This is a genomic window from Paenarthrobacter sp. C1, assembly GCF_049315185.1.
Classification (GTDB): Bacteria; Actinomycetota; Actinomycetes; order Actinomycetales; family Micrococcaceae; genus Arthrobacter; species Arthrobacter nicotinovorans.
This window is the reverse complement of the sequence record NZ_CP186052.1, coordinates 4665533-4688039: the sequence shown is the minus strand read 5'-3', so window position 1 is coordinate 4688039 and position 22507 is coordinate 4665533. Positions and strand designations below refer to the sequence as shown.

The window sequence follows — 22507 nt, the reverse complement described above, 5'->3', positions numbered from 1 at the left end:
GGCTGTTGGTCGCAACTCCTCTGCCACTTCATGCCACGTCAGGGCCCTGGCAGCCATGGAAGCACGCCTAGAGCGGACAGCATGCCGCTGCTTCGGAATCTGGTTCGGGAAAGGCCGCGATCGCCTTACAGAGCCGGCTGAGCAACCGGAGCGGCCTCCCTGAGGGCATACGTCCCGGTAGGGGCCGATGAAAGAACTTCCGAGGCTGCCGATAGCACTGAAGGCGCATACGCGTCTGCTGTGCAGCCGCTGGTACGACTCCTCGCCGACCGCAGCGCATACTTCATCGCTGGATCCTGAGACATCTACTCCCTTGCGTTTCCGGACGAGACGGTGAATGAATCCAATTGTCGGGATCGGATTCAGTCGCCGTTGGTCTACCCTGTAATGCTGTCGTAGTGCCATCACCGTGGTGTCGAACGGATCCGATTGGTCTCGTTTCACGTGAAACACCGAGCAGCGGGTGCTGGTCATTTCAGTGCCTGAAGGTCGTTTCACGTGAAACAGGAGGACCCCGTCCTACCGAATTCCGAATAGGGACTTCGATTGCCCTCTTGCCCTGCTAAAAGTGGTAGATGTCATTGTGATGCAGGAAGTGGGCTGATCAACTCGCCATAAAATCTGAACTAGGGCTTTGAAGGCCGCGCTATTGCCTCGAAAGCTCTGATTCTCAACCCCCTCGACGTCGTCTCCGTAATGGTGCGGCGAGGTACACGTCCCAAATGGGAACTCCGGCCTCTACCAACGAGACGAAGCTGTCGCTCTCTTAGCTGTGCCAAGACGCTGGGTCATCTCAATAGCCCTCCCAGGCCGCAACTGGCCCCCTTCGGCCAGGGCGCGGGAATGCTTGCGGCCCGTTGATCTATGGAGGAGCCGTGACCACACCATTCGGGTTGTCTCAGGACTTAGCTCGTGGTCGAATCGGCATCAACTCTGAGCTTCGCGTGCATCACGTTACGCGCACTGTCGGGCGGCGGGTCTATTCGCGCTAACAGACAGAAGAAGTGATGTGGAGGAGGGTTGGGTGGGAAGGGGCTGGGGTGTGGAGAAGGGTTGGGTGGGAAGTGGCTGGGGTGTGGCGGAGGGTTGGGTGGGAAGTGGCTGGGGTGTGGCGGAGGGTCGGGTGGGAAGGGGCCGGTTTGTGGAGGAGGGTCGGGTGGGAAGGGGGCGGTTTGTGCGATTTCCCCCTACCCCAGGTAGGGAAAGGCGCTAATTCGCCGTCGCGTGCAACAGAAAGCTTCCAGTCGACGCACTGGCAGGTATGAGACTAGTAGGGGCTGATCTTCACCAACAACAAAAAAACCGGCGGTCCCGCGCCCCTTGGGGAGCGGAACCGCCGGCTGCAGACTATCCGGTTACGGCGTAAGCCTTAGGACAGGACGTCCGCGAATTCCTTTTCGAAGAACTGCTTCGGCTTGGCGCCGATCACGGTGCTCTTCACTTCTCCCCCGCTGAACAGGTACACAGCAGGGATGGAGGTGATGCCGTACTCGGCAGCGATTGCCGGGTTGTCATCGACGTTCAGCTTTACGACGTCAACCTTCTCGCTGTACTCAACGGAGATCTCGTCGAGGATGGGACCGAGTTTGCGGCAGGGGCCGCACCACTCTGCCCAGAAGTCCACGATGACCGGCTTCTCAGAAGCCAGGACATCCGTGCTGAAGCTTGCGTCAGTTACGTCTTTTGCGTTGCTCATAACTTTTCCCTTCGTATGGTTGCTTGGATGCAGCTTAGGAGTGCAGGTCTGCGAGGTAGTGTTCGACGTCGAGGGCAGCGACACAACCGGAACCCGAAGCCGTGATGGCCTGGCGGTAAGTCGGATCGATGACGTCGCCCGCAGCAAACACACCCTTGATGTTGGTCCGCGAACTACGACCCTCAACGGCGATGGTTCCCTCGGGAGTCAGTTCGACTTTGCCTTTGACCAGATCCGTACGTGGATCGTTGCCGATAGCCACGAAAACACCCGTGACTGCGAGCTCGGACTCGGTTCCGTCCACCAGGTTCTTCAGCTTCAGGCCAGTGACCTTATCCTCACCGAGGACGTCTTCAACAGCCGTGTTCCAGACGAACTTGATCTTCTCGTGAGCCTGGGCGCGGTCACCCATGATCTTGGAAGCCTTCAGGGTGCCGCGGCGGTGGACAACGGTGACCGACTTGGCGAACTTGGTGAGGAAGAGTGCTTCTTCCATCGCGGAGTCGCCACCACCGATCACTGCGATGTCCTGATCCTTGAAGAAGAAACCGTCGCAGGTTGCACACCAGCTAACGCCGTGGCCTGAGAGTCGCTTCTCGTTAGGCAGACCGAGCTCGCGGTACGCCGAACCGGTGGACAGGATAATGGCCTTCGCCTGGAAGGTCTCCCCCGTGCCGATGGTGACGGTCTTGATGTTGCCGTCGAGATCCAGCTCGGTGACGTCCTCGAACTGAATTTCAGTGCCGAATCGGGCAGCCTGCTTCTCGAAGTTCTCCATAAGGTCCGGGCCCATGATGCCATCAGGGAATCCCGGGTAGTTCTCAACGTCCGTGGTGTTCATCAGTTCGCCACCGGCAGTGACCGAACCGGCAATGAGCAGAGGCTTCATGTTGGCACGGGCGGTGTAAACAGCGGCTGTGTAGCCGGCGGGGCCTGAACCTACGATGATGACGTCACGCACCTGCGATGCGCTGTTTTCTGCAATGCTCACGTGGCGTGAACCTCTTCCTTAGTCGATGCTGCGGCTTTCGGGGCAGCCACCTGACTCAACCCCTTATGTGTTCCAAATATTCCGTTGGAGTTGGGGACCCTAAAAGCCACCAACATTCAGGGTACCGTCTGGTCACCTGCCTTATCGAAGCGGTGACGCTGGCAGAGACAGCAGTAAGGGCCGCCCCGACGAATCGAAACGGCCCCTCTGATAACTCCCCGGATGTGACTACTGAACGGAAACTTCAGCGAGCCGGAGCCCGAAGTTGTACTGCGTCTTGGGTGCGGCCAGCTTGGGCAGCGCCTTGATGACAACAATGACGTACTGGGCCTTTGTGGGGCTTGCCAGCGGAATGGTCAGTTCCGGGGATGTGAAGCTGTTGGTGCCTACGAGCTTGGCGCCATCCATGGCCGGCCGATCGTTGGTGAACACGCTGATGTTTCCACCGGAACCGCCCAGCTGGTTGAGGACCACGGACTTGATATCCGCCGGTTCCTTCAGCTTGATCATGAGCGGCACCTCTTCTGACAGGCCGCCCCAGTTGGCCGAGGCAAACTCCATGTCAGACCAGTAGCTGGCTGCGTTGCCATCGAAAGCCTTGCCGAGGTCCTTATCGAACGTCGCTGCGAACGGGAAGTTGCCGAGGCGGGTGATCTCCTCGATGGCCGGCGGAGCCGCAGGCGGAGCAGTCTCCGTGGGCGGGGGCTCCTCGCTGGTGGACTCCGAGGGCTGCGGCGTGGAGCTGCTCTGCGTGGCAGCAGGCTGGCCGCTGGGCAGGAGACTTCCCAAATTGGTGACCGCGAGGACAAGACCCACGATCAAGACGGCGGCAAGGAGGCCGCCCACGAGCCAGCGCAGCGACCGAGGCTCCTTTTCGGGAGCCTCTTCCTCATAAAAGTCGTCTTCGTCTGAGTAATCCTCTGTGACAGCCGACGACGCCGGGAAGCTGCTTGCCGCCCGGTCGTAGCCTGATTCGCCGCTTCGGTTGGAAGCCGCGGTGCCCGCAGCAGACGCGCCACCGGCGGCGGCGCCACTCTCCGCGTAGCCGTAGTCTTCCTCTGACCAGAGGGACACCTTGGGTTCGCGGGCCTGTTCGCGGCCGGGAGCTGCCTGCGACGAAACAGCCTCCGACGAAACAGCCTGCGTGGGCGTCTCAGCGGCCGGAGCGGGTGTAGCAGCTGCCGAAGATCCGGCGGCAGCACCGGCGTCGTTGTTGTTCTTTGAACCGGCGTTCTTCTTCAGCGCGGAAGCGGCGGCAACACCTGCTGCACCGGCCCCGGCGGCGGCAGCTGCGAGCTTTCCCGCGATGCCGCTCTTGGCGGACGACGGATTGGACGCCGGCATGGGCGGCACGTGGGGTGCGCTGCGTGCTGGTGCGGCAGGCTCAGGTTCATCATCCGACTCGGGGGTGATGGCATAGCCGTTTTCGTCGTACTGGATGTACTCGGCCTCGTGCTCGTCGTCCTCGTAAAGGCCGTCGTAGGTTTCCGGCTCATAGGTGCGCGCCTGGCCGAAGATCTCACTGCCCAGAGTCTCTGTGAAGAACGGTTCGATGTAGGGCGGGTTGGTAGCCACCACCAGGTCCAGCAGATCCGGTGCGGTGCTGTGGTTGGTGATCAGGTACGTGGTGTTTTCGCTGATGCCGAGGTCCAGGATCTGGACGTGCCCGGGGCGCTCCCCTGTGGCCACTTCGCGGGCGCTCTGGGCAACCTGTTCGGCGTTTCCGGGACCGGCAACAAGGATGCTCACGGGACGGTTGAGGACCTGGTCCACGCCGTCGAGCACCTGATCTTGGTCATGCGAGGTCAACACATTGGCCGTGACCTTGTAGCGGCCGCCAAGTACTGATCCGACGTCGATCGGGTGGGACACGTGTTCCTCCTAGGCTGTCCGGGAGCTGCGGGTCCTGCATACGGCCGGCCCGGCTAGCCGGTTCCACCGCTTTTGCAACTACCTATATTCGTTTCTAGCCTAGCGGATTCAGTGCCGCCGCCCATGTTGGCGGCACCGGCTCACTTCCTGCGGTTTCGCGGAACAGGGAAGTACGGATTGCGTCCGGCCTCGCCTTGGTACGTCCGGCGGCCCGGAAGCGGTACCGATGGGCGGAACCTGCCGCCCTGCGCTGTGCTCGGTTCGTCTTCCTCCGGAAGATACACCTTGGGTGCATCCGGCTGGTCCGGTGCGGGTTCGGGGGCGCGCTGGGGAGCCACTGCGGGTCCGGCGCGGAAGGACGCGGCGTCGAACTCACCGGAGATACGCGGGATCAAGCCGGTATCGTCCGAGACCGTGGCGCGCGCCGCCGTCGTGGGTTCTGCGGGGGCGCCAGCAGGCGCGGGCGTGCCGCGGCCCAAGCGGCTCATCAGCGGACGCAGGAGGTCACGAAGTTCGGTGACGTGGAAAACGCGAAGCAGGACAAGGTAGGCCAGCAGCATGACGGGTCCGACGACGGCCACCGTCACCAAGGCAGCCGGGCGGCTGCTCCACGCGAAACCGTCAGAACGGTAACTGCCCAGCAGCCACAGTGCGAGGGCACCGGCCAGGGCGGAGCCCAGCCCCGCGTAGCCCATGCGGATGTACGAATTGGCGATCCGGGGACCGTCCAGGTGCCCCAGCAGGCGGCGCAGGAACACCACGCTGATCACGACGGACAGGATGTTGCCCAGCATGTACAGGATGGCGATCGCGTAGATGATCTGGCCGACAGGGAGGAACTGGATGAAGAAGGCACCCACAACGTAGATGACGGCCAGCCACAACTGGACATACAGGGGCGTACGGGCGTCCTCGTTGGCGTAGAACACGCGGGACATCATGAAGTTTGCGCTCAGGAACGGGGTGCTCAGGGCAAGGATGGTGAGTGTCTGCGCCAGCATCACGCCGTCTTGCCTTTCACCACCGGAGAAGAACATGCCCAGCGGCCCCGCCAATGCGAACAGCGCCAGGGCGCCGAAGACCGTGGCAACAGCCATGGTGCGGAGGCCATGCGAGAGGGCGTCGCGAAGCTCGGCTTTGTTGCCGTCCTGCGAAGCGCGTGTCATGCGGTTGAAGAGGACCGTGGCCAGGGACAAAGCGATGATCGAGTGCGGCAGCAGGTACAGCTGGCTGGCCACCTCCAGGACGGCGTTGCCTGGCAGGACAGCGGCAGCCGCCCGGTCTCCGGCGTTGTCCAGGCGGAGGCGCTCGGCGCCGGGGATCGTGGCGATCCTCATGACGTACAGGAACGCCAGCTGCCCGACGGCGGCAGTCGCCAGTGTCCAAACGCTCAGCTTGGCCGCCTGGCCGAGTCCAACGCCGCGCCAACCAAAGCGGGGACGCAGGCCAAGGCGCAGCTTGAAGACCGGGATCAGCAGGATGGCGGTTTGGGCCACCACGCCGAAGGTGGAGAAGCCGGCGAGGAGGAACGTTTGGGTTGGCCCCCAGCTGTCCAGAGTGTGGGGGTTATCGATGTTGGCGCCGAGGATCCAAATGAACAGTCCCAGGCCGGCAATGGCCACGAGGTTGTTGAGGATGGGGGCCCACATGGCGGGCCCAAAAGCCCCGTGGGCGTTGAGGACCTGCGTGAGCAGGGCATACAGCCCGTAGAAGAAGATCTGGGGCAGGCACCAGAGGGCGAAGGTGACCGCCAGGGCCTTCTGCTGCTCGGAGTATCCCTGGGTGGTGAGGTCGATGACGAGCGGCGCCGCGAGGGTCACCAGGGCCGTGAGTGCCAGTAGCACCAGCACAGCCAGCGTCAGGAGCCTGCTGATGTAATCCGCGCCCCTGTCCGGAGCCTTGCTGGCCTTGATGATCTGCGGAACCAGGACGGCGTTGAACACGCCGCCTGCCACCAGCAGGAAGATCAGGTTTGGCAGGTTGTTCGCGTTGATGAACGTGTCATTGACCGTGGAACCCAGGCCGAGGGCGGCACCGAGCATCCAGGTTTTGGCGAAACCAAGGAACCGGGAAACGAGCGTCCCTGCGGCCATGATGGCGCTGGAACGTGCTTCTCCGGATTGAACGGACTGGGTTGTTTTGGCTTCAGACATCGCCTTTATCGTCCCATGTACCCGGGTCAGAGGTGTTCGGGCAGCACTTCCCGTGCCAGGTCGGCGATGCGGCGTTCGTTCGGGAAGGACAACTTTCGGGCCAATTCCTGGATGGGAACCCACGCAGCATCCACGGCTTCCTGGTCCGGATCATTCTCGATGGTCAGCTCGCCACCGGTTGCCCTGAGCAGGAAGTGGTGCACCGTTTTGTGGACGCGGTGGCCGCTCACAGTGAACCAGTAGTCGATGCTGCCAAGCGGTGCCAGGATGCTGCCTTCGATCCCGGTTTCCTCGGCGATCTCGCGTACAGCAGCTTCCTCGTTGTTCTCCCGGCCTTCCGGATGGCCCTTCGGCAGGCACCACTCAAGCCGGCCACCCCTGTTAAGGCGGGCGATGATCGCAACCCGGAGTTCGCCGTCGGACGTGTCAACTACGACACCACCGGCGGACACTTCCTCAACCGTCGGAAGCGAGGCCTGCACCGGGTGCTGCGGGGCAGGCGCGACGTGGGCACCGATTGCCGACGGCAACGGTGCGTTTGTCCTCCTGCCAGGAGCGCTCGGAATCGGGTTGGCCATGTGGTCCACTCTAACGACTCTTGCCCCGGAGTGATGACCGGGACATGGCCACAAGATGGACTGCAGGAGATGCCCGGCGGACGCATGCCTGATTTCGCATGGAACAGTGGCCCAATGCAGCGCAAAAATCTGCCAAGCTTAAGGAACTATGGCGCACGTATTGGACAGCTCTTCTGTTAACTTCACCATCGATCCGGTGGTGCTCGACCTCGGGCAGCGCTTTGTCGACGCCGGATTCGAGCTGTCCTTGGTGGGTGGCCCCGTGCGTGACCTCTTTCTGGGCCGGACCTCTCCGGACCTCGATTTCACCACCGACGCCACGCCGGACCAGACCATCACCGTCATCAAGAAGTGGGCGGACAACTTCTGGGAAATCGGGCGCGCCTTCGGCACCATCGGGATGCGGAAGAGCGGCTTCCAGATTGAAATCACCACCTACCGGGCCGAGGCGTACGATCCCGATTCCCGCAAGCCGGTGGTCGCGTTCGGCAACTCCCTGACCGACGACCTGCTGCGCCGGGACTTCACCATCAACGCCATGGCACTGCGCCTGCCGAGCCTGGAGCTGGTAGACCCCTTCGGCGGCGTCCGCGATCTGCACGCTTCCGAGCTCGCCACACCCGGCGCACCTGAGTCGTCCTTCTCGGACGACCCCCTGCGCATGATGCGCGCTGCCCGCTTCGCATCCCAGCTGGGCGTGTCGGTCCATGACGACGTGCGCCTGGCCATGTCCAACATGGCCGATCGCATCAAGATCATCTCGGCAGAGCGCGTCCGCGAAGAGCTGGTCAAGCTGATTAACGGCGCGCACCCGCGCGTAGGCATCGACCTGCTGGTGGACACTGGGCTCGCCGAATTCGTACTGCCCGAGGTCTCCGCCCTGCGCCTGGAATCCGACGAACACCACCGGCACAAGGATGTGTACCAGCACTCGCTGCAGGTCCTGGAACAGGCTGCTGCGCTGGAAACCGGTCCTGACGGTCCGGTTCCCGGCCCCGACTTCGTGTTGAGGTTCGCTGCGTTGATGCACGACGTCGGCAAGCCGGCGACGCGCCGATTCGAACCGGGCGGTGCGGTGAGCTTCCGCCACCACGACGTCGTGGGCGCCAAACTGACGGCCAAGCGGATGAAGGCACTGCGGTTCGACAACGAGTCCATCAAAGCTGTTTCCCGCCTGGTTGAACTGCACATGCGGTTCTACGGCTACGGTGACGCCGGCTGGAGCGACTCCGCGGTCCGCCGTTACGTGACCGACGCCGGCCCCCTGCTGGAACGCCTGCACCGACTCACCCGTTCAGATGTCACCACGCGTAACCAGCGCAAGGCCGACCGTTTGTCCTTCGCTTACGATGACCTTGAGCACCGCATCACGGCGCTCTTGGAGCAGGAGTCGCTGGCAGCTGTCCGGCCCGACCTGGACGGAGCGCAGATCATGGCACTGCTGGGACTGAAGCCCGGACCCGTGGTGGGACGCGCCTACAAGTTCCTCCTCGAAGAGCGGATGGAACACGGGCCGCTCTCACCGGAGGAAGCTGAGCAGAAGCTCCTGGCATGGTGGGAAGAACAACCCGAGTCCGCCGCCGTCGTCGAGCCTTCGACCGAAACTGAGGAGCCCTCATGAACGCTGTGACTTCCCCGCGTCCGCAACTTTGGATCCTTCGCCACGGTGAAACGGAGTGGTCCAAGAGCGGTCAATACACGGGACTGACGGATCTCCCCCTCACTGTCGAGGGCGAGCAGCAGGCCGTGGAGGCGCGGAAGGTGCTGGAAGGCATCGACTTCGACCTCGTCCTGACCTCGCCGCTGCGACGCGCCCGGAGGACAGCGGAACTCGCTGGCTATCCGGACGCCGTTCACGAGCCACTCGCCGTGGAATGGAACTACGGCGACTACGAAGGCATCAGCTCCGATCTCATCCGCAAGGACAACCCGGAGTACCTCATCTGGACCGACGGAGTGCCCAACGGAGAGACGCTGGATGAAGTAGCTGCCCGGGCCGACAAGATCATTGGGCGTGTCCTGGAATCGGGCATGGACAATGTCCTGGTTGTGGCACACGGACATTTCTCCCGGATCCTCACAGCGCGTTGGCTCGAAATGGACGCCCGCGAAGGCCGGCACTTCATTCTCGGAACCGCGAAGGTGTGCACGCTTGGTTGGGATAAGCGGACGCCCGCAATTGTCCGCTGGGGCCTCTAAACCATTAAATTTGAAAACTTTTGGCAAATTAGCCAATTGTGCTGGTCAAACTCCGTGTTCATGGGGTAGCTTATATCTTGTTCCCAGAGCGACCCGCCGGGAACCAGGCGCGCATTCACCGGTTAGTCAGCCGCGACAATGCCACAGCAGGCTGTTACGGCCAGAAAAGGAGGTTGGGAAAATGATTACTTTGACTAGCGGACGGAAGTTGACCGTCACTGCTACCCCGGCCTCTGCTGATGACGCGCGCCGTTTTTGCTCTCTGACCCACTCCTGATTCACCGGACCGGCCTGACGCCGGCGGTGTTCATGGCCACCACTCTCCGTGGTTGGCGTTCTGAGTAGTCAGTTGTAGGCGCGGACCCACGCAGCATGCCGCGGGTGCGCAGTTTCCCCAAAGTTCGGAACCAGCTTCTTGTTGGGTCGACTGCAGGAAGCACGCGCTTTTATGCACGACGATTCGGGTTCTCCTGATTCGGTCCGCAAAATCCCCTCATTGGCTTCGGCTATTTATGTCCTTTTGGCTGTTATTTCCTTCGAAATAAATAGCTCTAATTGTTGTGCCTAAATGCCGGGTAATTCTTTGTGAAAGGAGGTGAACCATGCAAAAACGCCCCGAAGAGATGCGTTTCTACAAGAGCAGCGATGCTCCCAAGGACCGCACACTGTTTAACGGCCAGCTGCTCGACCAGCGCCGTGAAGACGTTTTCGTTGTCCTGCACCAGATGGGACTCATCCGTTGATTCCCCTGAGCCGGCCACGAAGGAGTTCAGATGCCGGATATCCATGCTGAACCTCAAGGAGCCCACGCGGCTACGCGTGGGCTCCCCCCTTTAACTGGTCTGGTCCGGCTTAACTGGGTCGGGTTCGGCCATGACTGTAAGCTCGATTCATGCAGGAGACGAAGCCGCACCGGCAACGAAAACGTGCCCGCTTTGTTGTTCCCAGCCGCAGTGACTCCCTGCTTCGAAACTTCACGGAGCTGGTGGGCGGTCCATTGGGCAAACGCTCGTCTCCCGGAGAGGTTTCCGCGCGCCCGTTCACTGTTGAACGGGTACTCATCGTCCTCACTGTGATCGCGGCTCTTTTGGCCGTGCTCGCAAAGGACTACTGCCGGGTCAATGGCTGGGAAACGCCCGGCCAGTTCTACGCCACCTGCTACTCAGACTTCCCCGAGCTCTTCAAAAACCGCGGCCTGGGCGATGGCGTTTTTCCGTTCTTCACCCAGGGCAGCCTGTTTGAGTACCCGGTGCTCATGGGGATCATTGCCGGGGTCACCGCGCTCATGGTTCCCGGTCAGGGGGTGGGAAGTGAGCGGATCCTGGGGTATTTCGACGTCAATGCGACGCTGATTGTGGCGGTCTGGATGGTCACAGTCATCCTCACTGCCCGGATCAACAAGCGTCGCCCGTGGGATGCCGCCATGGTGGCCGTAGCCCCCGGGATCATTCTTGCCGGCTTTATCAACTGGGACATGTGGGCCGTAGGTTTGCTGGCCTTGGGCATGTACTTCTTCGCCCGGGACAAGTTGATCCTTGCCGGCGTGTTCATAGGCCTTGGCACAGCCACCAAGCTCTATCCATTGTTGATCCTCGGTGCCGTTCTGGTCCTTTCCCTGCGCAGTGGAAAGTTCCGGGCCTTCTTCGTCACTGCCGGAGCCGCCTTGGCGTCCTGGCTCGCTGTGAACCTGCCCCTCGCGGCACTGAACCCAGCCGGATGGCGCTACTTCTTCGAGTTCACGCAATCCCGGCCTGCCGGCTACAGCTCACCTTGGTTCGCTTACAACCTGGTGGCGGACCGCCTGCAATGGATGCAGATGAACGCTGCAACCATCAACACGCTGGCCCTCTACCTGTTTATTGCGGCGTGTGCCCTGATTGGAATCCTGGCTTTGTGTGCGCCACAGCGTCCGCGCATCGCCCAGCTGGCCTTCCTGATCGTCGCGGCCTTCATCCTCACCAACAAGGTCTACTCCCCGCAATTCGTCATCTGGCTTATCCCCCTGCTGGCCCTGGCACGGCCGCGTTGGCGCGACTTCCTCATCTGGCAGGCAGCAGAGGGGCTCCACTGGGCGGCGATCTGGATGTACCTTGGACAGGCCACCAGCGGAGGGTCCGTCCAGCACAACCTGGACATGTCCTATTACGTCCTGGCGGTGGGCCTGCACATGGTGGTTACCGCATACCTGATGGCGCGGATCATCATGGATATCTGGGATCCTGCCCAGGATCCCCTGCGGATCGACGGCAAAGACGATCCCCATGGCGGGCCCTTCGACGGAGCCCGGGATTGGTTGCGCGTCGACCTCTTCCGGCCGTCGCGATCTGTGTTCCCGTGGAGCCCTCGGCGCGACAGCAGTTCCACAGCAGCCCAGCAATCGGAGGTAAGCAGCGATGGTTGATGTCGCCGTCGTCGGGGCCGGTCCGAATGGTCTGGCCGCTGCCGTGGTCATGGCCCGCGCGGGACTGGGCGTGACGTTGTACGAGGCCGCCGATGACATTGGAGGTGGCTCGCGCACCACCGAGCTGATCGAACCCGGCTTCCTGCATGACGTCTGTTCGGCGGTGCATCCGATGGCCCTGGCCTCGCCGTTCTTCCGGGAGTTCGAATTATCCCGTCGCGTGGATCTGCGCATTCCCGAGGTCCAGCACGGTACACCGCTGGACACAGGCGGGGCGGCGGTGGCGTACCAGTCCCTGGAACGGACCGTCGCAGAGTTGGGCGTGGATGGTCCGGCCTACGGGCGACTTCTAGGTCCCCTGCTGGCACGGGTTGATGGCGTCGTGGAATTCACGTCGAACCAGTTGCTCCGCCTGCCGAAAGACCCACTTGCGGCGCTGCTGTTCGGGCTGGCCACCCTCGACCAAGGCACCCCGCTGTGGGGCCGCCGTTTCCGGGAGGAAGCAGCTCCGGCGCTCCTGACAGGGGTCATGTCGCATGCCCTCGGATCCCAGCCGGCACTCAGTTCCACAGGCGCTGGTTTGCTGCTCAGCGTCCTGGCCCATGCCGGCGGCTGGGCGGTGCCGGTTGGTGGTTCCATTTCCATCGCCAGGGCCATGGCAGATGACCTGACCTCCCATGGCGGAACCATCCGCGTGGGTGAGCGCGTGGATTCCCTGGACCAAGTGCGGCCCGCGAAAGCCATCCTGCTGGACGTTGCGCCACCGACGCTGGCGCGCTTGGGTGGATCTGAAGTGCCCGACCGCTACCGACGCGCCCTGGAAGCATTCCGCTTTGGGAATGCTGCCTGCAAGGTGGACTTCATCCTTTCGGGTCCCGTTCCCTGGCGCTCTCCGGAATTGGCCAAGTCCGGAACAGTGCATGTGGGCGGTTCGCGGCGGGCCATGGCCGAATCCGAAAACCTCGTGGACATGGGCAAACACCCCGCTGAGCCCTATGTGCTGGTCTCCCAACCGTCACTGGTGGATGCTTCGCGTGCCCCTGAAGGGCGTCAGATTCTGTGGACTTACTGCCATGTCCCCAAGAACTCCACGGTGGACATGGCAGAAGCCGTTATCGCCCGCATAGAGCGGTACGCGCCCGGGTTCCGTGACGTGGTGGTGGCATCGAAAACCACGACGGCGGCGGAACTGTCCGCGTACAACGAGAACTATGTGGGTGGGGACTTCAGCGCAGGAATGTTGGACTTGCGTGGCCTGGTGCAGAGGCCCGTGGTCTCTCCTGTGCCCTGGAGAACCCCCATATCCGGTGTGTACCTGTGTTCGTCCTCCACGCCTCCCGGCCCCGGAGTCACAGGTATGCCCGGGTACCACGCCGCGAAACATGCCCTCAAGGACATATTCAATGCACGGGTACCCGGGCTGGGCCTGGGGCTCTAGACGGGTTAGTTGGCGGCCGTGAAGCGGGCGCGGCGGTGTGCCGGGCTTTCGATCTCGTCCAGCATGGCCACGGCGTAGTCCTGGGTGGAGATGGTGTTGCCGGCCGGGGAGTCCTTGGCCACGGTGTATTCGCCCGTACGCTCGCCCGGCTGGATAACGGGTGCCGGTGCCAGAACGGTCCAGTCGAGGGATTCAGGGGACTGCTTCACGGCCTCAAGGGCCTTGGCTGCGGTGGTGGCTTCAGCCTTGTAGGCTTCCGGGAAATCCGGGGAGTCGAGGAGGCGGACGCCATCGACTTCCAGGGTGCCGGCGCCGCCCACGATCATCAAACGGGTGCCTTCGGCATTGCTGTAAGCAGTAGCCATGGCATCCAACCATTCTGCATGGTCGCCGCCGGTGCGGCTGGGACCCGTCGCCAGCACAACGACGTCGTGGTCCTTCGCGATGGACGCGAACGTCTGGCCGTCGGCCTGGTCTGCGGCCCGGGCGGAAGCGCCGGGAACCTCTGAGCCCTTGCGGGAGATAGCGGTGACCTCGTGGCCACGGGTGATGGATTCGTTGACGATCTGGCTGCCGACCATGCCCGTTGCGCCGTAGACTGCGATTTTCATAGCTCTCCTTGAGGTTGGTATCCTTGCAATAAGACAAAGGTATCTATTGGATACCGATAGCTTCAAAGGAACTCAGTTACCTCATGGATACTAAAGACCTCCCCGCGAACATCCTGGATCCCAATTGCCCGTCGCGCGTGATCTTTCAGCGCATCGGAGACAAATGGGCCTCGCTGGTGATCCAGGTGCTCGGCGACGGTCCCGTGCGTTTTTCGGAACTGCGCAAGATGGTGAATGTGGTGACGCCCAAGGTACTGACCCAAACGCTGCGCGCCTTGGAACGCGACGGCCTCATCACCAGGACGGTCTACGCTCAGGTGCCGCCGCGCGTGGACTACCAGCTCACGCCCATGGGTGAGTCCCTCCTGCAGCCGTTGTCGCTCCTGCGTGAGTGGGCCGAGAGCCATGTCCCCACCATCATGGAAGCCCGGGAGGCATACGACGACGCACAGGACCAGGCCCTCCTCGGCTCCCCTAACTAGGGGACGGCACTTGATCCAATGAGGCCCTGTTGGGACGTTTGTTGTCCCTAGTTGGGTTGGGTCGACGGAACCGATGCGCGGCTGATCCGTCCGTCCCGCATGGTGGCAACTGCGTCGGTCAGGGGCAGGAACTCGGTGTCGTGAGTGACCATGACCGTCGCCGTCCGGAACTCGTCAGTGACACGGCGCAGGAGCCGGACGATTGACTCGCTCCGTTCGTGGTCAAGCGCAGCCGTGGGCTCATCTACCAGCAGCACCGTGGGACTCCCCATCAGCGCCCGGGCGATATTCACCCGTTGACGCTGCCCGCCGGACAACTGGTGCGGCCTTTTATGCATCGCTGCTGACAGGCCCACCACATCCAGGAGCTCCTCCGCCGCGCGGCGGGCCTCCTTCACGGCGTTGCCGCGCAGATGCTCGCGGATGAGCAACTGCTCGACGGCGGTCAGCGCCGGCAGCAGGTTGGGTTGCTGGAAGATGATGCCCACTTTGTCCCGGCGGAGCTCTGTGCGGTCCGAATCCTTCAAGCCGGAGACATCCTGCCCGTCGATGACCACCAGGCCGGCGGTGGGCTTGACCAATGTTGCGGCAACAGCCAGGAGTGAGGACTTGCCCGAGCCTGATGGCCCCACGAGGGACAGGAATTCACCCCTGCCGACGCCCAAATCCACGCTATCCAGCGCTTTGAGGGTGGAGCCGCCGTCCGGGTATTCGAGCGAAACGTTCACGAGGGTCAGTGCGGAATTCATGATGTATGCCTTTCGAAGAATGTGTTAGTTGCCGCCGAGGGCCAGCAAAGGGTCCACGGTGGTGACTTTGCGGACAGCCAGGACGGCACCGGCGAGCCCGAGGACGACGATCCCTGCCACCGGCAGCAACGTGGTGAGCGGGGTGACAAGGAAAGGTGCTGCTTGGGCGGCCAGGATTCCACCGGCCAAGCCAACTGAGCCTCCGACAGCTGCCCCTGCCAGCAACACGAGCGCTGCCTGCGCCAGGGCATCCCGCAGAACGTAGCCGGAGGATGCACCCAAGGCCTTGAGCACGGCAATGTCCCTGGTGCGCTGCACTGTCCACACCGTCAGAAAGGCCACGATCACGAGGGCGGAAATGCCGTAGAGGAACGCCTGCATGAGGAGCAGCGAGCCGTTTTCGCTCTTGTACGATGCCAAGGCCTGGAAGGAAGCGGTGGGGTCGGCGCTGACCGTACCGGCGGCCGCATTGGCGGCATCGACGCTGACGGAAGCGTCGTCGTACGTCACGGTGAGGACAGTTGCCGTCCCAGGTGCGGCGTGGGCGACAGCGCGCCAGGTATCGAGCGTGGTCCAGACGACGCCGGTGTGCGAGTACCACTGGTCCTCCACAATGTCGGAGACCGTCAGGTCGGTGCCGCCCACACGGAGCCGGCTGCCCTTCGCCAGACTGAGCTCCTTCGCCAAGGTCTTGCCCACGACTACGGTCCCGTCCTCCACAGCGGATGGAGCTTCCGAACCACCGAATACGGCCACGTTCGCCGTGCCACTGGGGCTGCCGCCGTCGGCCAGGGATTGGACCCGCGACTGGCTGATGCCCAGCGCCTGTGCGGATTTCACGCCCTGCTGGTCACGCCAGGTCTGAAGCTGGGCGGTGGAAACTTCCGATTCCGTGTAAGACGCTTTCGGTTCGCCGCCTGCCGGTGCGCCGAAAACGATCTGCTGCGCGGGCAAGGCCGCTATGGCTGACGTGGACTGGTTGCCCAATCCCGCGGTCAGGCCGGACAGCATGACGAGCAGCAGCGTGATGAGCGCAACCACGCTGCCCATGAGGGCGAACCGGCCTTTGGCGAAACGAATGTCGCGGATGGCGAGAAACATCGGATTCCTTCTGTTGTTGCGGGCTTGTTCCGTTGCCTTCAACTCTTCCGGCGATGGGCCCCGCGGACATCGTGAGCCGGATGGATTGGCTGGCGCCGGGAGGTTGAACCGGGAGTCAACCGAAAGGTTGATTTGTATGTCCTGGACGGAATATCGGGCTGGCCGGGCGAGGGGCGGGGATACGCTGGAAGGCATGCAGTCCCCCACCGGCGCCACCACGATCCTCCGGGTCCTGCGCGTGTGCCTTCACGTTGGTTTCGCCGTGCTCTTGCTCGTGGCAATCGTCCGGCTGCTGGGCGGCCTGGGCTCTGCCGGTGCGCCATCACCCCTCGCAGTGACCGCCGGTTTGGGGCTTTCGGCTTTGCTGGCCTTGGTGTACCTCGCGGGGACAGTGCTGGAGAAACGGCACGCCAGTGACCCCTCCAGGTTCAACCCAACGCCCTACGCTCTCTGGTGGCTGGCCGCCGTCATGATGCTGTGGCTGCTCTTGCTGCTGGTCAGTGCGGACTTCGCCTGGGTGGCCTTCCCGCTGTTCTTCCTGCAGCTCCACCTGCTTCCGCGGCGCCTGGCACTGCCCGCGATCGGGCTGAGCACCGCGCTGTTGGTGGGTGCTTTGTGGTTCCACGGCAGGGGCTCCGCGGACGGCGGCCTGCAGCTGGCCATGGTGCTGGGTCCCGTGTTCGGTGCGGCTTTCGCCGTCGTGACCGGCCTGGCGTACCGGGCATTGTTCCTGGAGGCGGAAAACCAGCGTCTAGTCGCCGAGGAACTGCGCCGGACCCGCGACGCGTTGGCACAAACACAGCACGACGCCGGCATGCTGGCCGAGCGCGAACGACTGGCCCGCGAAATCCACGACACCCTGGCGCAGGGCTTCTCCAGCATCGTCCTCATGGGGCGGTCCGCCGAGAAGGCCCTGGACGGCGGAAATACCGAGACGGCGAAGGAACAGTTGAGGATTGTCCAGGAGACAGCTTCGGCCAACCTGGCGGAGGCGCGCAGTTTCGTGCGGGGGCTGCGGTCGCCGGACCTGGAGCACTCGGGCTTGGTGGACACCCTGCGCCGCCTCTGCGAAAAGACCGAAACCGAGGCGGCGGCAAGGGGAACAGCCTTGCGCTGCCGCTTCGAACTGGTGGGCACGCCCGTCGAGCTTCCCAACACCTACCAGACCACCCTGCTTCGGGCCGCCCAGGCCTCTCTCGCGAACGTCTGGGCGCATGCGAAGGCGCGTGCCGCCGTCGTCACTCTCTCCTTCCCGGGTTCCGAAGTGACGCTGGACATCTTCGACGACGGCGTCGGTTTCGAACCCACGACGGCGACCGGCGCCGCGCGCGGCGACGGTACCGGTGTCGGGCTTCTGAGCCTGCGCGAACGGCTGGCGGCGCTCGATGGCAGGCTGGATCTGGAGTCGGCCCCGGGTGAAGGCACGGTGGTGGCCATCCGCGTACCTTTGCCAACCGGGGAGGGGGCGGCGTGACCGGAATCCGGGTGTTGTTGGTGGATGACCACCCAGTGGTCAGGGCCGGGCTTCGGGCCATGCTGAGCGACTTCCCAGGGGTGAGCGTGGTGGCGGAGGCCGCTGACGGTGACGCCGCACTGGCGGAGTTGAGCAAGCTCCACACCCTCGGCGAGCCGGTGGACCTGGTGCTCATGGACCTGCAAATGGGCAGTGGCATGGACGGGGTGACGGCCACGGAAAAGATCAAAGCCGGTGAAGGCGGGACTCCCCCGCCGCCCGTGCTGATTTTGACCACTTACGACACCGACGCCGACATCCTCGCCGCTGTGGAGGCAGGCGCCAGTGGTTACATGCTGAAGGATGCGCCGCCGGAACAGATCCGGCAGGCCGTGCTTTCGGCCGCTGCCGGCCAGACCGCACTGGCACCGGAAGTAGCGGCGCGATTGATGGGGCGGATCAGGAATCCCTCACCCGTGCTGAGCGGCAGGGAAGTCCAACTGTTGGAATTGCTCGCCACCGGCATGAGCAACAGGGCCATCGCCAAGCAACTCTTTATTTCCGAGGCCACTGTGAAGACACATTTGGTCCACATCTATTCCAAGTTGGGTGTGGACAACCGGACGGCAGCCATCGCGACGGCAACGCAGCGCCGGATCATCCGCGGGCACTGACTTCCGGCGCCAGGCACCCGCCCGGCAGTCCCCTGGTGAGGAAAGCAGTTTTGGTGAAACGGTTGACCTTTTGCTTTTCAACAGTGACGATTAGTGCACGTTTCGCTATGAGTTAGATCACAAACTGTCACTCGTCGAAAGTTGGCTCACATGTCCGCACCCTCCTTGGGTCTGTCCGGAGCTGCCCCCAACAGCTTCGGACGCACTAGAAAAAACTCGTTAGCCAGGAAGGTCGCATCCCTCGGCCTCGCCTCGCTGCTTCTCGCAGGAACCATCCCCGTCCTCACCTTTGCCGCCGCCGCCAATGCCGCACCCGGTGATCCCGCGGCGATCAAAGCCGTTACCCCGGAAGTACCCGTCGATGCTGCCGGAGTACCCCTCGGGGCGGTGACCGGCTTTACCCAGTCCGGCCACGTCGTCGACCTCTCCACCGAAAAGGGTGCCATCCGCGTCACGTTCCTGGACGACGGTAACTTCCGTTTGGAAGCCGATCCCAGCGGAAAATTCACGGACCCGGCCAATACCGACCAAGGCGATCCGGCCAGGACCGCCAACATCGTGGTGGGCAAAGACAAGTTCCCTGGCACCACGCCCACGGTCACCGACGGCGACTGGCTGGTCCTGAAAACTGCAAAAATCAGCGTCGAGATCAACAAAGCCTCCACCCAGCTCCGCGTCGTCAGGGCTGACGGTTCCCTGGTCCTGGAAGAGTCCGCTCCCATCACCTTTGGGGCAAATTCGGCCACCCAGCACCTTGCGCAGCAGGACGGTGAACAATTCATCGGCGGCGGCATGCAGAATGGCCGCTCCGTCCACACCGGCGCACTGATCAACATCGCCAAGAACTTCGACTGGGACGACGACGGCTACCCCAACGCCGTGCCGTATTACATGTCCTCCAAGGGCTACGGCGTCCTCCGCGACACGTTTGCCCGCGGCTCCTACAATTTCGCGGGCGAACCGACCACTACGCATGAGGAAAAGCGTTTTGACGCCTACTACTTCGTGGGCGATTACAAGCAGTCCCTGGGCGCATACACCACGCTGACCGGCAAGCCGATGATGCCACCGGTCTACGCCCTGGAATATGGCGACGCTGACTGCTACAACCGCTCAAATCCGGGCTATTCGTCCTCCGGTTACGGCGATCCGGACGGCGCCAAGCAGAAAACTCCCGACGCCATCAAGACCGCACGGAAGTTCGTGGAGAACGACATGCCTGCCGGCTGGATGCTGGTCAACGACGGCTACGGCTGCGAGTACCAGCAACTCCCGGAAACCGTGAGCAACATCGAGGACGAAACCGACCTCAAGGTTGGCCTCTGGACGCAACGCTCCCTCACCAACCAGGAATATGAAGTGGGCGAGGCCGGAGTCCGGCTCCGCAAGCTGGACGTCGCATGGGTGGGCCAAGGCTACCGCCAGGCCCTCACGGGCTGCGAGGCTGCCCACGGTGGTATCGAGCAGTACTCGAACGCCCGCGGCACCTCCCTGATGGTGGAAGGCTGGGCCGGCTCCCAGCGGTGCGGCATGCAGTGGACGGGTGACCATTCAGGAAACCTCGACGCCGTCCGCTGGCAGGTCTCGGCCCTCACCGGCGCAGGCAACTCGGGCCTGGCATTCACCACCGGCGACGTTGACGGCATCTTTGGCGGGTCCGCCGAGTCCTACGTCCGCGACCTCCAGTGGAAAGCCTTCGCTCCGGCGCTGTACTCCATGTCCGGCTGGGCCGCGACGGACAAGCGCCCGTGGCTCTACGGCGATGAGGCAACAGCCATCAACCGCCAATACCTGCAGCTCCGCCAGCAACTCATGCCCTTCATCTACTCCTTGGCGCAGGAATCCTCCACCACCGGCGTCTCCATGATGCGCTCCATGGCCCTCGAATTCCCTGACCAGCAGTGGTCCTACGGGGCCGAAGCGAACAACCAGTTCATGCTTGGGTCCGATTTCCTGGTGGCACCGGTCTTCACCCAGACCGACGTCCGCAACGGAATCTTCCTCCCGGCAGGACAGCAGTGGGTGGACTACTGGACCGGCAAGCTCTACCAGGGCGGCCAGATCCTCAACGGCTACAACGCACCCCTGGACAAGCTGCCTGTATTCGTTCGTGCCGGAGCGGTGATCCCGCAAGGCATCGTGGCCCGCAATGCGTCCTTGGTCCCGGAAGACTCCATGATCACCTTGGACGTCTACGCCAAGGGCCAGGACACCTTCACGCTCTATGAGGATGACAAGGTCACCCGCGAATTCAAGGACGGCAAGTCCTCCAGCCAGCTCTTCTCCGTGGACGCTCCCGGTACCGGCAACAGCAGCGTCAAGGTGTCCATCGGTGAACGCAAGGGCGAATACACCGGCAAGGCCGCAGCCCGCCCCTACGAACTGAAGGTCCACGCCGGTGCTGCTCCCAAGGACGTCAAGATCGGTGGCACCAAACTCACCCAGCACATCACCCAGGCTTCCTACGCGGCTGCTACAACCGGCTGGTACTTCGATGAAGCCAACAACGGCACCATTTGGGTGAAGACGGGCTCCATCGCCTCCAACCAGTCCGCGACGGTCCAGCTCCAGCAGGCAGGTCCGCTCGGCGGCAAGAGCCAGGAAGACACCGCTGCGGAAGTCCGCGTGACCACCGGCCAGCAGGTCTTCCAGGACCAGGAAACAACCGTCACCGCGGCATTCGTGAACACCGGAACCAAGGCCAAGAGCAATGTGGTCCTCACCCCGGTTCTTCCCGAGGGTTGGACTGTTGTCTCGTCCTCCGGCGCGACGGCGGCCAAGGTTGAAGGCGGCGCTACAAGCACGGCCACTTTCGTCATCAAACCCGGCCCCAGCGCGAAGGCGGGGCAACAGACTGTGCGGGTATCGGCGTCGTACGCTGCTTCCGGCTCAACCCAATCGGGGACCGGCGGCAACCAGATCTACGTCGCTTACGGGTCCTTGGCCGCGGCCTACAACACCGTCTCCGTCACCACGGTGGCCGGCAAGGCACTCGGGAACTTCGACGGCGGAGGGGCCACCTTCGCTGCCGAGCAGCTGGCTGCCGCTACGGTTCCGGCAGGCGGAGTACGGCCGGGCAGCACCGTGACGGTGGATGCGGGAAAGCCGACCCAGGTCGATTACACCTGGCCGGCCGTGGGACCCGATGTTCCCAACTCGGTGGCGCTGTCCGCGCAGACCATCGCCGTGAAGGGCAAGGGAACGCATTTGGCTGTCCTCGGTTCGGCCGCGGTGGGCAATGGAACGAGCCCCACGTTGACCTTGACGTACGCTGATGGCTCCACGGAGAAACAGTCCATCTTTTTCCCGAACTGGCTGCAGCCCTCAGTACTGAATGGCGCCCTGCTCGCAGTTTCCGAACAAGGCCGCAACAACGCCAACGGTCCGTCGCCGGAGTACACGCAATACAAGTACCAGGCATTCTCCAACACGGTCCGGCTCAACCCCACCAAGGAACTGGCCTCCGTCACCTTGCCCACCGACACCCGGGTGAAGTTCTTCGACTGGAAAGTCACCTCGCAGCCGTTGCCGGACGTACCGCATGGAGCGGTGTACGCCTCGGAAACGCCGTGGGTCCAGGCACTCAACGGCTACGGGGTGATCGGCAAGAACGTGGCCAACAAGGACTCCGCGTCGTCCCCGGACAAGCCGTTGGCCATCAACTACACCGATCCCGCCACCGGTCAGCAACCCGTTTTCTCCAAGGGCCTGGGCGTCCACGCTGCCTCCAAGATCACCTATTACCTGGGTGGCAAGTGCACTTCATTTACGTCCCAGGTGGGCCTTGAAAGCGGTTTCGGCGGCAACATCATCTTCAAGGTCAACGCCGACGGGGTGAACAAGTACCAGTCGCGCACGTATACGCCGGGATTCGCTCCGGAATCGGTGTCCGTCGACCTGACGGGCGCGGCCTACGTGGAGCTGGTCGTTGACCCGTCCGGTTCCATCAACGGAGCACATGGTGTCTGGGGTGATGCAAAGTTCACCTGCGCTCCCTAGCCTGACGTTGCAAACAGACGGCCGTCGCTTGCCGCTCCTCCCCGGGGTGGCAGGCGGCGGCCGTCCGGCTGCCGGCCATGACAAGAAAGTGTCAGGGTAACCGGGCATAA

Annotated in this window: 17 protein-coding genes; 9 read left to right on the top strand and 8 right to left on the bottom strand. The window is 63.1% G+C overall.

Annotated elements, in window-relative coordinates; genetic code table 11:
• Nucleotides 1–1369: 1369 nt before the first annotated feature.
• From trxA to ACNAOU_RS22005, 5 genes are all read right to left on the bottom strand, one after another.
• Complete coding sequence (trxA, locus tag ACNAOU_RS22025; protein ID WP_014923339.1) at nucleotides 1370–1696, bottom strand: thioredoxin; 327 nt, start codon at nucleotides 1694–1696, stop codon at nucleotides 1370–1372.
• A 34-nt stretch (nucleotides 1697–1730) separates the two neighbouring features.
• Nucleotides 1731–2687: a thioredoxin-disulfide reductase gene (gene trxB / locus ACNAOU_RS22020; protein WP_422757760.1), complete on the bottom strand. Its 957-nt coding sequence runs from the start codon at nucleotides 2685–2687 to the stop codon at nucleotides 1731–1733.
• A gap of 228 nt (nucleotides 2688–2915) precedes the next feature.
• On the bottom strand, nucleotides 2916–4559 hold the full coding sequence (locus ACNAOU_RS22015) for an ABC transporter substrate-binding protein (protein ID WP_422757759.1): 1644 nt from the start codon (nucleotides 4557–4559) through the stop codon (nucleotides 2916–2918).
• Between the two features lie 140 nt (nucleotides 4560–4699).
• Nucleotides 4700–6712, bottom strand: a complete 2013-nt coding sequence (murJ, locus tag ACNAOU_RS22010) for a murein biosynthesis integral membrane protein MurJ (RefSeq protein WP_422757758.1) — start codon at nucleotides 6710–6712, stop codon at nucleotides 4700–4702.
• A gap of 26 nt (nucleotides 6713–6738) precedes the next feature.
• The gene (locus tag ACNAOU_RS22005; RefSeq protein WP_018778494.1) at nucleotides 6739–7242 is read right to left on the bottom strand and encodes an NUDIX hydrolase; all 504 of its coding nucleotides are present in this window, start codon (nucleotides 7240–7242) and stop codon (nucleotides 6739–6741) included.
• Nucleotides 7243–7438: 196 nt separating this feature from the next.
• On the opposite strand from ACNAOU_RS22005, the gene ACNAOU_RS22000 reads away from it, so the two are divergent.
• From ACNAOU_RS22000 to ACNAOU_RS21980, 5 genes are all read left to right on the top strand, one after another.
• Nucleotides 7439–8911: a CCA tRNA nucleotidyltransferase gene (locus tag ACNAOU_RS22000; protein WP_018778495.1), complete on the top strand. Its 1473-nt coding sequence runs from the start codon at nucleotides 7439–7441 to the stop codon at nucleotides 8909–8911.
• Nucleotides 8908–9489 (top strand): histidine phosphatase family protein, encoded by a 582-nt coding sequence (locus ACNAOU_RS21995; protein ID WP_018778496.1) that lies wholly within the window; start codon nucleotides 8908–8910, stop codon nucleotides 9487–9489. The genes ACNAOU_RS22000 and ACNAOU_RS21995 overlap by 4 nt, the downstream gene beginning before the upstream one ends.
• 602 nt (nucleotides 9490–10091) lie before the next feature.
• A complete protein-coding gene (locus tag ACNAOU_RS21990) occupies nucleotides 10092–10232 on the top strand; it encodes a hypothetical protein (protein WP_018778497.1) in 141 nt (46 codons plus the stop codon).
• Between the two features lie 149 nt (nucleotides 10233–10381).
• Nucleotides 10382–11890, top strand: a complete 1509-nt coding sequence (locus ACNAOU_RS21985) for a glycosyltransferase family 87 protein (RefSeq protein WP_422757757.1) — start codon at nucleotides 10382–10384, stop codon at nucleotides 11888–11890.
• A complete protein-coding gene (locus ACNAOU_RS21980) occupies nucleotides 11883–13328 on the top strand; it encodes a phytoene desaturase family protein (RefSeq protein WP_422757756.1) in 1446 nt (481 codons plus the stop codon). The genes ACNAOU_RS21985 and ACNAOU_RS21980 overlap by 8 nt, the downstream gene beginning before the upstream one ends.
• Nucleotides 13329–13333: 5 nt before the next feature.
• On the opposite strand, the gene ACNAOU_RS21975 is transcribed toward ACNAOU_RS21980, so the two are convergent.
• Nucleotides 13334–13939: an NAD(P)-dependent oxidoreductase gene (locus tag ACNAOU_RS21975; RefSeq protein WP_018778500.1), complete on the bottom strand. Its 606-nt coding sequence runs from the start codon at nucleotides 13937–13939 to the stop codon at nucleotides 13334–13336.
• Between the two features lie 83 nt (nucleotides 13940–14022).
• Between ACNAOU_RS21975 and ACNAOU_RS21970 the strand changes: the two genes are divergently transcribed.
• Nucleotides 14023–14421, top strand: a complete 399-nt coding sequence (locus tag ACNAOU_RS21970; protein ID WP_055976736.1) for a winged helix-turn-helix transcriptional regulator — start codon at nucleotides 14023–14025, stop codon at nucleotides 14419–14421.
• A gap of 47 nt (nucleotides 14422–14468) precedes the next feature.
• Here the strand turns inward: ACNAOU_RS21970 and ACNAOU_RS21965 are convergent, their stop codons facing one another.
• Together ACNAOU_RS21965 and ACNAOU_RS21960 are read right to left on the bottom strand one after the other, a co-directional pair.
• Nucleotides 14469–15170 carry an ABC transporter ATP-binding protein gene (locus ACNAOU_RS21965; RefSeq protein WP_422757755.1) on the bottom strand — a complete coding sequence of 234 codons (702 nt, stop codon included), beginning with the start codon at nucleotides 15168–15170 and terminating at the stop codon, nucleotides 14469–14471.
• Between the two features lie 24 nt (nucleotides 15171–15194).
• Entirely contained in the window at nucleotides 15195–16271 is a 1077-nt protein-coding gene (locus ACNAOU_RS21960; RefSeq protein WP_422757754.1) for an ABC transporter permease, read from the bottom strand.
• 193 nt (nucleotides 16272–16464) lie between these two features.
• Here ACNAOU_RS21960 and ACNAOU_RS21955 point away from each other — a divergent pair, with 193 nt between their 5' ends.
• The 3 genes from ACNAOU_RS21955 to ACNAOU_RS21945 all read left to right on the top strand — a co-directional run bounded on the left by ACNAOU_RS21955 (nucleotide 16465) and on the right by ACNAOU_RS21945 (nucleotide 22397).
• Nucleotides 16465–17745, top strand: a complete 1281-nt coding sequence (locus ACNAOU_RS21955; protein WP_422757753.1) for a sensor histidine kinase — start codon at nucleotides 16465–16467, stop codon at nucleotides 17743–17745.
• Nucleotides 17742–18398, top strand: coding sequence for a response regulator (locus ACNAOU_RS21950; RefSeq protein WP_281445512.1), 657 nt, complete (start codon nucleotides 17742–17744; stop codon nucleotides 18396–18398). Before ACNAOU_RS21955 ends, ACNAOU_RS21950 begins: the two co-directional genes overlap by 4 nt.
• A gap of 150 nt (nucleotides 18399–18548) precedes the next feature.
• Nucleotides 18549–22397: an NPCBM/NEW2 domain-containing protein gene (locus ACNAOU_RS21945; protein WP_422757752.1), complete on the top strand. Its 3849-nt coding sequence runs from the start codon at nucleotides 18549–18551 to the stop codon at nucleotides 22395–22397.
• Nucleotides 22398–22507 lie beyond the last annotated feature (110 nt).

What these genes read in the sequence shown, in the direction of transcription:
- trxA (WP_014923339.1), bottom strand. Translation starts at nt 1,696, where the DNA reads ATGAGCAACGCAAAAGACGTAACTGACGCAAGCTTCAGCACGGATGTC.
- murJ (WP_422757758.1), bottom strand. Translation starts at nt 6,712, where the DNA reads ATGTCTGAAGCCAAAACAACCCAGTCCGTTCAATCCGGAGAAGCACGT.
- ACNAOU_RS22000 (WP_018778495.1), top strand. Translation starts at nt 7,439, where the DNA reads ATGGCGCACGTATTGGACAGCTCTTCTGTTAACTTCACCATCGATCCG.
- ACNAOU_RS21995 (WP_018778496.1), top strand. Translation starts at nt 8,908, where the DNA reads ATGAACGCTGTGACTTCCCCGCGTCCGCAACTTTGGATCCTTCGCCAC.
- ACNAOU_RS21990 (WP_018778497.1), top strand. Translation starts at nt 10,092, where the DNA reads ATGCAAAAACGCCCCGAAGAGATGCGTTTCTACAAGAGCAGCGATGCT.
- ACNAOU_RS21985 (WP_422757757.1), top strand. Translation starts at nt 10,382, where the DNA reads ATGCAGGAGACGAAGCCGCACCGGCAACGAAAACGTGCCCGCTTTGTT.
- ACNAOU_RS21980 (WP_422757756.1), top strand. Translation starts at nt 11,883, where the DNA reads ATGGTTGATGTCGCCGTCGTCGGGGCCGGTCCGAATGGTCTGGCCGCT.
- ACNAOU_RS21975 (WP_018778500.1), bottom strand. Translation starts at nt 13,939, where the DNA reads ATGAAAATCGCAGTCTACGGCGCAACGGGCATGGTCGGCAGCCAGATC.
- ACNAOU_RS21970 (WP_055976736.1), top strand. Translation starts at nt 14,023, where the DNA reads ATGGATACTAAAGACCTCCCCGCGAACATCCTGGATCCCAATTGCCCG.
- ACNAOU_RS21965 (WP_422757755.1), bottom strand. Translation starts at nt 15,170, where the DNA reads ATGAATTCCGCACTGACCCTCGTGAACGTTTCGCTCGAATACCCGGAC.
- ACNAOU_RS21960 (WP_422757754.1), bottom strand. Translation starts at nt 16,271, where the DNA reads ATGTTTCTCGCCATCCGCGACATTCGTTTCGCCAAAGGCCGGTTCGCC.
- ACNAOU_RS21955 (WP_422757753.1), top strand. Translation starts at nt 16,465, where the DNA reads ATGCAGTCCCCCACCGGCGCCACCACGATCCTCCGGGTCCTGCGCGTG.
- ACNAOU_RS21945 (WP_422757752.1), top strand. Translation starts at nt 18,549, where the DNA reads ATGTCCGCACCCTCCTTGGGTCTGTCCGGAGCTGCCCCCAACAGCTTC.